At 52.9% G+C, this 9,535-nt stretch carries 10 protein-coding genes; 7 read left to right on the top strand and 3 right to left on the bottom strand.

Annotated elements, in window-relative coordinates; genetic code table 11:
- Positions 1 to 36 precede the first annotated feature (36 nt).
- On the bottom strand, positions 37 to 1,704 hold the full coding sequence (ettA, locus tag EQY_RS0117530; protein ID WP_000046760.1) for an energy-dependent translational throttle protein EttA: 1,668 nt from the start codon (positions 1,702 to 1,704) through the stop codon (positions 37 to 39).
- 210 nt (positions 1,705 to 1,914) lie between these two features.
- Here ettA and sltY point away from each other — a divergent pair, with 210 nt between their 5' ends.
- Together sltY and trpR are read left to right on the top strand one after the other, a co-directional pair.
- On the top strand, positions 1,915 to 3,852 hold the full coding sequence (gene sltY, locus EQY_RS0117525) for a murein transglycosylase (protein ID WP_000409436.1): 1,938 nt from the start codon (positions 1,915 to 1,917) through the stop codon (positions 3,850 to 3,852).
- Positions 3,853 to 3,941: 89 nt separating this feature from the next.
- On the top strand, positions 3,942 to 4,268 hold the full coding sequence (trpR, locus tag EQY_RS0117520; RefSeq protein ID WP_000068670.1) for a trp operon repressor: 327 nt from the start codon (positions 3,942 to 3,944) through the stop codon (positions 4,266 to 4,268).
- Between the two features lie 84 nt (positions 4,269 to 4,352).
- Here the strand turns inward: trpR and yjjX are convergent, their stop codons facing one another.
- Positions 4,353 to 4,874, bottom strand: coding sequence for an inosine/xanthosine triphosphatase (gene yjjX, locus EQY_RS0117515; RefSeq protein WP_000546621.1), 522 nt, complete (start codon positions 4,872 to 4,874; stop codon positions 4,353 to 4,355).
- Between the two features lie 51 nt (positions 4,875 to 4,925).
- Between yjjX and gpmB the strand changes: the two genes are divergently transcribed.
- Positions 4,926 to 5,573 carry a 2,3-diphosphoglycerate-dependent phosphoglycerate mutase GpmB gene (gpmB, locus tag EQY_RS0117510; RefSeq protein WP_000942335.1) on the top strand — a complete coding sequence of 216 codons (648 nt, stop codon included), beginning with the start codon at positions 4,926 to 4,928 and terminating at the stop codon, positions 5,571 to 5,573.
- On the opposite strand, the gene robA is transcribed toward gpmB, so the two are convergent.
- On the bottom strand, positions 5,570 to 6,439 hold the full coding sequence (gene robA / locus EQY_RS0117505) for an MDR efflux pump AcrAB transcriptional activator RobA (protein WP_000371672.1): 870 nt from the start codon (positions 6,437 to 6,439) through the stop codon (positions 5,570 to 5,572). The genes gpmB and robA overlap by 4 nt on opposite strands.
- A 212-nt stretch (positions 6,440 to 6,651) precedes the next feature.
- Between robA and creA the strand changes: the two genes are divergently transcribed.
- The 4 genes from creA to EQY_RS0117485 all read left to right on the top strand — a co-directional run.
- Positions 6,652 to 7,125, top strand: coding sequence for a protein CreA (gene creA / locus EQY_RS0117500; RefSeq protein ID WP_000875485.1), 474 nt, complete (start codon positions 6,652 to 6,654; stop codon positions 7,123 to 7,125).
- A gap of 12 nt (positions 7,126 to 7,137) precedes the next feature.
- Positions 7,138 to 7,827 (top strand): two-component system response regulator CreB, encoded by a 690-nt coding sequence (creB, locus tag EQY_RS0117495; protein ID WP_001188653.1) that lies wholly within the window; start codon positions 7,138 to 7,140, stop codon positions 7,825 to 7,827.
- A complete protein-coding gene (creC, locus tag EQY_RS0117490; protein WP_001219558.1) occupies positions 7,827 to 9,251 on the top strand; it encodes a two-component system sensor histidine kinase CreC in 1,425 nt (474 codons plus the stop codon). Before creB ends, creC begins: the two co-directional genes overlap by 1 nt.
- Before the next feature lie 57 nt (positions 9,252 to 9,308).
- Positions 9,309 to 9,535, top strand: a 227-nt coding sequence (locus EQY_RS0117485; protein WP_000920369.1) for an inner membrane CreD family protein, incomplete at its 3' end; no start/stop codon positions are given.

Raw genomic sequence — 9,535 nt, 5'->3', positions numbered from 1 at the left:
GATAAGGCGTTCACGCCGCATCCGGCATTTTACGCATTACTTCGCAATACGCTTGTACTTGATACGCTTCGGCTCCAGCGCGTCTGCGCCCAGCGTGCGTTTCTTGTACTCTTCGTACTCGGTAAAGTTACCTTCGAAGAACTCGACTTTACCTTCATCCTGGTAATCCAGAATGTGCGTCGCGATACGGTCGAGGAACCAACGGTCGTGCGAGATAACCATCGCGCAGCCCGGGAACTCCAGCAGGGCGTTTTCCAGCGCACGCAGGGTTTCGATATCCAGATCGTTGGTCGGTTCGTCGAGCAGCAGCATGTTGCCGCCAACCTGCAGCAGCTTCGCCAGATGCAGACGACCGCGCTCACCACCGGAAAGTTCGCCAACGCGTTTACCCTGATCAACCCCTTTAAAGTTAAAGCGGCCTACGTAGGCACGGCTCGGCATCTCGGTGTTACCGATCTTCATGATATCCAGTCCGCCGGAAACTTCTTCCCAAACGGTTTTGCTGTTATCCATTGAGTCACGGAACTGATCAACAGACGCCAGTTTCACCGTTTCACCTAAAGTGATGGTGCCGCTGTCCGGCTGTTCCTGACCAGAGATCATACGGAACAGGGTCGATTTACCCGCACCGTTCGGCCCGATGATCCCGACGATTGCCCCTTTCGGGATCGAGAAGCTCAGGGAGTCAATCAGCAGGCGATCGCCGTAGGATTTACGCAGGTTGCTGACTTCCAACACTTTATCGCCCAGACGCGGTCCAGGTGGAATAAACAGTTCGTTGGTTTCGTTACGTTTCTGATATTCGGTGTTGTTCAGCTCTTCAAAGCGCGCCAGACGTGCTTTACCTTTCGACTGACGGCCTTTAGTCCCCTGACGTACCCACTCCAGCTCTTTTTCAATCGACTTACGACGTGCTGCTTCTTGCGAAGCTTCCTGCGCCAGACGCTGATCTTTCTGCTCCAGCCAGGAGGAGTAGTTACCTTCCCACGGAATACCTTCGCCACGGTCAAGTTCGAGGATCCAGCCCGCAACGTTATCGAGGAAGTAACGGTCGTGGGTAATCGCCACAACGGTGCCTTCGAAGTCGTGCAGGAAGCGTTCCAGCCACGCTACGGATTCGGCATCCAGGTGGTTAGTTGGTTCGTCGAGCAGCAGCATGTCTGGTTTTTCCAGCAGCAGGCGGCACAACGCCACGCGACGACGCTCACCACCGGAGAGGTTAGCGATTTTCGCCTCCCAGTCCGGCAGACGCAGCGCATCTGCTGCACGTTCCAGTTGCACGTTCAGGTTATGACCGTCGTGAGCCTGAATGATCTCTTCCAGACGGCCTTGTTCAGCTGCCAGCTTGTCAAAATCGGCATCCGGATCGGCGTATAACGCATACACTTCATCCAGACGTTTCAGGGCGTTAACCACTTCAGAAACCGCCTCTTCAATGGACTCACGCACGGTGTGTTCCGGGTTTAGCTGCGGTTCCTGCGGCAGATAACCAATCTTGATATCCGGCTGCGGACGCGCTTCGCCTTCGATGTCTTTATCGATGCCCGCCATAATGCGCAGCAGGGTAGATTTACCGGCGCCGTTCAGACCCAGGACGCCGATTTTTGCCCCAGGGAAGAAACTCAGAGAGATGTTTTTCAAAATATGACGTTTCGGCGGAACAACTTTGCCGACACGATGCATGGTATAAACGAATTGAGCCACGTTGGACTTCGCCTCTATGTTTATCGTGATGATGAGTTTTCAAAGGCGAAGTGTAGCCTGTTTCCTTATCTAATCCCAGCCGGTCGATCACCCTCGCAGTAAAAGTAAAAAAGTGTCCATAACGTGGCACAAACGGCAATGACTGGTTAGCATAAATCTATTAGGCGGCATGACGCTGCATTGATGTATTTACACTTAGAGGATGCGCTTGTGGAAAAAGCCAAACAAGTTACCTGGCGGCTGTTGGCTGCCGGTGTCTGTCTGCTGACGGTCAGCAGCGTGGCGCGAGCCGACTCACTGGATGAGCAGCGTAGCCGTTACGCGCAAATCAAGCAGGCCTGGGATAATCGACAAATGGATGTGGTCGAACAAATGATGCCTGGACTGAAGGATTATCCGCTTTATCCCTACCTGGAATACCGCCAGATTACCGATGACCTGATGAATCAACCGGCGGTCAAGGTCACTAACTTTGTTCGCGCTAACCCCACGCTTCCTCCCGCTCGCACGCTACAATCTCGCTTCGTCAATGAACTGGCGCGGCGTGAAGACTGGCGTGGTCTGTTAGCTTTTAGCCCGGAAAAACCAGGGACTACCGAAGCGCAATGTAATTATTACTATGCGAAATGGAATATCGGGCAGAGCGAAGAAGCCTGGCAGGGGGCGAAAGAACTTTGGCTAACCGGAAAGAGTCAGCCTAACGCTTGCGATAAGTTGTTTAGCGTCTGGCGCGCGTCCGGTAAGCAAGAACCACTGGCTTATTTAGAGCGTATCCGCCTGGCGATGAAAGCGGGCAATACCGGGCTGGTGACGGTACTCGCAGGGCAGATGCCTGCCGATTATCAAACTATCGCCTCGGCGATTATTTCGCTGGCGAACGATCCTAATACAGTGCTGACCTTCGCGCGTACTACCGGAGCGACTGATTTTACCCGCCAGATGGCAGCGGTGGCGTTTGCCAGCGTGGCGCGCCAGGATGCAGAAAACGCACGGCTGATGATCCCGTCGCTTGCCCAGGCGCAGCAGCTTAATGAAGATCAGATTCAGGAGCTACGCGATATCGTCGCCTGGCGTCTGATGGGCAACGACGTCACCGACGAGCAGGCGAAATGGCGCGATGACGCCATTATGCGTTCGCAATCCACGTCGTTAATTGAACGACGCGTGCGGATGGCGCTTGGCACTGGCGACCGTTCTGGCCTGAATACCTGGCTGGCACGCTTGCCGATGGAAGCGAAAGAGAAAGATGAATGGCGTTACTGGCAGGCGGATTTACTGCTGGAACGCGGTCGTGAAGCGGAAGCAAAAGAGATTTTGCATCAACTCATGCAACAGCGTGGTTTCTACCCGATGGTTGCTGCACAGCGGATCGGCGAAGAGTATGAGCTGAAGATTGATAAAGCGCCGCAGAATGTTGACAGCGCCCTGACTCAGGGGTCGGAGATGGCGCGCGTGCGCGAGTTGATGTACTGGAATCTCGATAATACCGCGCGTAGCGAGTGGGCCAATCTTGTGAAGAGCAAGTCAAAAGCAGAGCAGGCTCAACTGGCGCGATATGCTTTCAATAACCAATGGTGGGATCTTAGCGTTCAGGCAACGATCGCCGGGAAGCTGTGGGATCATCTGGAAGAGCGATTCCCGCTGGCCTACAACGATCTTTTCAAACGCTACACCAATGGCAAAGATATCCCGCAAAGCTATGCAATGGCGATTGCCCGCCAGGAGAGCGCCTGGAATCCGAAAGTGAAGTCGCCGGTAGGCGCCAGCGGCCTGATGCAGATTATGCCTGGCACAGCGACCCATACGGTGAAGATGTTCTCAATTCCAGGTTACAGCAGCCCAGGACAATTGCTTGATCCGGAAACGAACATCAACATTGGCACCAGTTACCTGCAATATGTTTATCAGCAGTTTGGTAATAACCGTATTTTCTCATCGGCAGCCTATAACGCGGGACCAGGGAGAGTGCGTACCTGGCTTGGCAACAGCGCCGGACGTATCGACGCGGTGGCGTTTGTCGAGAGTATCCCGTTCTCCGAGACGCGCGGTTATGTGAAGAACGTGCTGGCTTATGACGCGTACTATCGCTATTTCATGGGCGATAAACCGACGCTTTTGAGCGCCACAGAATGGGGGCGTCGTTACTGAACCGCCCGTTTATGATATGCTATCGTACTCTTTTGCGAGTACAACCGGGGGAGGCATCAGGCTTCCCCCGCTAACAATGGCGACACACTATGGCTCAACAATCACCCTATTCAGCAGCGATGGCAGAACAGCGTCACCAGGAGTGGTTACGTTTTGTTGACCTGCTTAAGAATGCCTACGAAAACGATCTCCATTTACCGTTGCTAAACCTGATGCTGACGCCGGATGAGCGCGAAGCGTTGGGGACTCGCGTGCGTATCGTAGAAGAGTTGTTGCGCGGTGAAATGAGCCAGCGTGAGTTAAAAAACGAACTCGGCGCGGGCATTGCGACCATTACTCGTGGATCTAACAGTCTGAAAGCCGCGCCTGTCGAGTTGCGCCAGTGGCTGGAAGAAGTGCTGCTGAAAAGCGATTGATTTTGTAGGCCTGATAAGACGCGTCAGCGTCGCATCAGGCATTGCGCACCGAATGCCGGATGCGTCGTGAACGCCTTATCCGTCCTACAATGGCTGATATATCGCATTATGAAACGGACTTAGCGCCAGGATCACCGCCTGGTGATAGACGCTGGCGCGGGTGAGTTTCCCGGCGGTAAACACGCCGATCGCGCCCTCTTTACGGCCAATCTCATCAATGCCGGTATAACGCGACATCACGGGGCCAAGCGCCTCGCCCTCACGCACTTTCTCCAGAATCACCGCAGGTAACGGCAAAGTTGCCGAACGCGCTTCACCGCGCTGGCTCGCGTTTTCAATCACCACCCAACTGAAGGTGCTGTCACCATCAATACCCGCTTCAATTGCTACCCAAAAATCAGCCTCTGGGCGTAAACGACGAGAATTTGCTACCCGATTTCGTGCGCCAGCGCGCGTTTCCTCACTGCCAAAGGGCTGTTCCGGTACGCCGCTCTCGACGGCAACGGACTCAATGTGGCAGGATCCTTCGCCGAAGATCTCGTGAAATGCCTGCAGAATGGCCTGAATTTTAGCGGGATTGGTGGTCGCACAGACAACATGGTGCATAATCAGGATTACTCACAAAATTAACGTTAAAGCAGTATACGGAAAAAAAGCATGTTACAGGTATACCTTGTCCGCCACGGTGAAACACAGTGGAACGCCGAGCGACGTATTCAGGGCCAGTCTGACAGCCCGCTGACTGCAAAAGGTGAGCAACAGGCAATGCAGGTGGCGAACCGTGCCAAAGAGCTTGGCATTACGCATATCATCAGTAGTGATTTAGGCCGCACCCGGCGTACGGCGGAAATCATCGCCCAGGCTTGTGGTTGTGACATCATCTTTGATTCCCGCTTGCGTGAGTTAAATATGGGCGTGCTGGAGAAAAGACACATTGACTCTCTGACTGAAGAAGAAGAGAACTGGCGTCGTCAGCTCGTCAATGGCACCGTTGACGGGCGTATTCCTGAAGGCGAGTCGATGCAGGAACTTAGCGATCGCGTTAACGCAGCACTGGAATCTTGTCGGGATTTACCACCGGGAAGTCGACCACTGCTGGTGAGTCACGGTATCGCGCTGGGATGCCTGGTGAGTACCATTCTGGGCTTACCGGCATGGGCAGAACGCCGCTTACGTCTGCGTAACTGTTCTATTTCGCGCGTGGATTATCAGGAAAGCCTGTGGCTGGCATCTGGCTGGGTAGTTGAAACCGCAGGGGACATCTCGCATCTGGACGCCCCTGCATTAGACGAGCTACAGCGTTAACGACGTATTGGAATAAGCAGCTCGCAGCGCAGATTAATTGGGCGATCTCCCGCTTTGGCATCTTCTGCCGGGTAGTATCGCTCAATATCCTGACCTTTACGGCGGGTCAGGTTGAGCATCGGCATACAGGTTCCGTATACCGTCAGAATAAACTCCTGCACGCCGGTTCCCAGACCTTCGTAGGTAAACATCACATAGTCGCCACCCTGCAACAGTACCGGATGTCCCGTCAGTACATAGCCGTCAGCTTGATCCCGAGCCAGAGCCGTGGTGTAAAACACTTCTTGCTCGTCATCTTTATCCTGGCTTGGACGCGTTTCGTTCAAACCGTAAAGCACTGGTGGAATGGTTGGCGAGTTGCCGAGAAAATCGTGCCAGAACTGGTAGCGCATTTCGTGGCGGAAATCAGAGATTTGCTCCAGCGAACAGGAGTAGCTCTGGGTAACACCAATCAGCGGCGTATCTTCCAGGGTGACAAATTTGTGCTCTGGCATGGTAAATTCACCCAGACGCAGCGGCGGGCGAATACCAAAGGCGCTCCATTCAGGAGAACGGCGGTAAAGTGCGGGAGTCTGGGCAAACTGCTTCTTGAATGCGCGGGTAAATGTCTGTTGAGAGTCGAAGCGGTATTGCAGCGCGATATCCAGAATCGGACGCGCAGTCAGGCGTAGTGCGACCGCCGATTTCGACAAACGACGAGCACGAATATACGCGCCAATAGCATGGCCAGTGACATCTTTAAACATTCTCTGTAAGTGCCACTTGGAATAACCTGCTTTCGCCGCTACATTGTCGAGCGACAGGGGCTGATCCAGATGACCTTCCAGCCAGATTAAAAGGTCGCGAATAATGCCGGCCTGATCCATAAAATATCCTCATCCTTTCAACAACGAGCACCTGACATCAGGTAATTGGATAATAGCATTTTTTGTTGTTTTAGCATTCAGTGTTTTTTTTCTTAGCAGAGTATGTTTTAGGTCTTGACGGAGATAAAAATATTGAGTTTTTGTTCTTAATCAATATGTTATTTATCATGACGAACTAATTGCTCAGTGTAACTTATAAAAATGGTAACAATATGAAATACAAGCATTTGATCTTGTCCTTAAGCCTGATAATGCTGGGACCATTGGCTCATGCGGAAGAAATTGGTTCGGTCGACACCGTATTTAAAATGATCGGCCCGGATCACAAAATTGTCGTGGAAGCCTTTGACGATCCCGATGTAAAAAATGTCACTTGTTATGTGAGTCGGGCGAAAACCGGCGGTATTAAAGGGGGATTAGGTCTGGCGGAAGATACTTCCGATGCGGCCATTTCCTGCCAGCAGGTAGGGCCGATTGAACTGTCGGATCGCATTAAAAACGGCAAAGCTCAAGGCGAAGTCGTGTTCAAAAAACGGACTTCTCTGGTCTTTAAGTCGTTACAGGTCGTGCGTTTCTATGACGCCAAACGCAACGCGCTCGCTTACCTGGCTTACTCCGACAAAGTTGTCGATGGTTCACCGAAAAATGCCATCAGCGCCGTTCCTGTCATGCCGTGGCGACAATAACAGAGGCGATTTATGCAACGGGAAACGGTCTGGTTAGTGGAAGACGAGCAAGGGATAGCCGACACGCTGGTCTACATGTTGCAGCAGGAAGGTTTTGCCGTCGAGTTCTTTGAACGGGGCTTACCGGCGCTGGATAAAGCGCGCCTGCAGGTTCCTGACGTTATCATTCTCGATGTCGGCCTGCCTGATATTAGCGGTTTCGAACTGTGTCGCCAGTTGCTGGCGCTCCATCCTGCGTTGCCTGTACTGTTTCTGACCGCCCGTAGTGAAGAGGTGGATCGCCTGCTTGGGCTGGAGATTGGCGCTGACGACTACGTGGCTAAACCGTTTTCACCTCGCGAAGTGTGCGCCAGGGTGCGCACCTTACTGCGTCGGGTGAAGAAGTTTTCTACGCCGTCTCCCGTCATCCGTATTGGTCATTTTGAACTGAATGAACCTGCGGCGCAGATCAGCTGGTTTGACACGCCATTAACGCTGACGCGGTACGAATTTCTGTTGTTGAAAACGTTACTCAAGTCGCCAGGCCGCGTCTGGTCACGCCAGCAATTGATGGATAGCGTCTGGGAAGATGCACAGGACACTTACGATCGCACTGTCGATACTCACATCAAAACGCTGCGCGCCAAACTGCGCGCTATAAATCCCGACCTTTCGCCAATTAATACTCATCGCGGAATGGGATACAGCCTGAGGAGCCTGTAATGCGCATCGGGATGCGCCTGTTGCTGGGCTATTTTTTACTGGTGGCGGTGGCAGCCTGGTTCGTACTGGCAATTTTTGTCAAAGAAGTTAAACCGGGTGTGCGAAGGGCGACGGAAGGTACGCTGATCGACACCGCAACGTTGCTGGCGGAGCTGGCGCGTCCCGATTTGCTCTCTGGTGACCCCGAGCATGGACAACTGGCGCAGGCGTTTAACCAGCTACAAAATCGCCCGTTTCGCGCCAATATCGGCGGCATTAACAAAGTGCGCAATGAATACCATGTCTATATGACTGATGCGCAGGGCAAAGTATTGTTCGATTCGGCAAACAAAGCCGTGGGACAGGATTATTCCCGCTGGAATGATGTCTGGCTAACGTTGCGTGGTCAGTATGGTGCGCGCAGCACGTTGCAAAATCCTGCCGACCCCGAAAGTTCTGTGATGTATGTCGCCGCGCCGATTATGGACGGTTCACGGCTTATTGGCGTTTTGAGCGTAGGCAAACCGAACGCGGCGATGGCACCGGTCATTAAACGCAGCGAGCGACGAATTTTATGGGCGAGTACCATTTTGCTGGGGATTGCGCTGGTGATTGGTGCGGGAATGGTTTGGTGGATCAACCGCTCCATTGCCCGACTCACCCGCTATGCTGATTCCGTTACCGACAATAAACCCGTTCCTCTCCCTGAACTCGGCAGTAGCGAGCTGCGTAAGTTAGCGCAGGCGCTGGAAAGTATGCGCGTGAAGCTGGAAGGGAAAAACTATATTGAGCAGTATGTTTACGCATTAACTCATGAGCTAAAAAGCCCACTGGCGGCGATTCGTGGCGCAGCGGAAATTTTACGTGAAGGCCCGCCGCCAGAAGTGGTGGCTCGCTTTACCGATAATATTTTGACGCAAAATGCGCGAATGCAGGCACTGGTGGAAACGTTATTACGCCAGGCAAGACTGGAGAATCGCCAGGAAGTGGTTCTTTCTGCGGTTGACGTAGCGGCATTATTTAACCGCATCAGCGAAGCGCGCACCGTGCAGTTGGCAGAAAAAAATATCACTCTGCATGTTATGCCTACAGAGGTTAAGGTTGCTGCTGAACCTGCGTTACTGGAGCAGGCGCTGGGGAATTTACTGGATAACGCCATCGATTTTACTCCCGAGAGCGGTCGCATAACGCTAAGCGCCGAAGTGGATCAGGAACACGTTACGCTTAAGGTGCAGGATACAGGCAGTGGCATTCCTGACTACGCGCTGTCGCGCATTTTTGAACGCTTTTACTCTTTACCGCGTGCAAATGGGCAAAAAAGCAGTGGTCTTGGGCTGGCGTTTGTCAGCGAAGTTGCCCGTTTGCTCAATGGCGAAGTCACGCTGCACAACATGCCGGAAAGCGGTGTGCTGGCCTCGCTTCGGCTTCACCGTCACTTCACATAACTTCAAATTATTCCCACATAGCCTTCATACACTGCCGTCATTGCAAAGGAGAAGACTATGTTGAAATCCCCCCTGTTCTGGAAAATGACCACTTTGTTTGGCACGGTGTTGCTGTTGTTAATTCCATTAATGTTGATTCGGCAGGTGATTGTCGAACGTGCCGATTACCGGAGCGATGTGGAAGATGCGATTCGCCAAAGCACCAGCGGGCCGCAAAAACTCGTTGGGCCGCTCATCGCTATTCCTGTGACCGAGCTTTATACGGTGCAGGAAGAGGATAAAAC

The sequence above is a fragment of the Escherichia sp. TW14182 genome (assembly GCF_000208525.1).
Taxonomy (GTDB): domain Bacteria; phylum Pseudomonadota; class Gammaproteobacteria; order Enterobacterales; family Enterobacteriaceae; genus Escherichia; species Escherichia ruysiae.
Note: the sequence above shows the minus strand (reverse complement) of the source record. Positions and strands in the feature narration are given on the sequence as shown.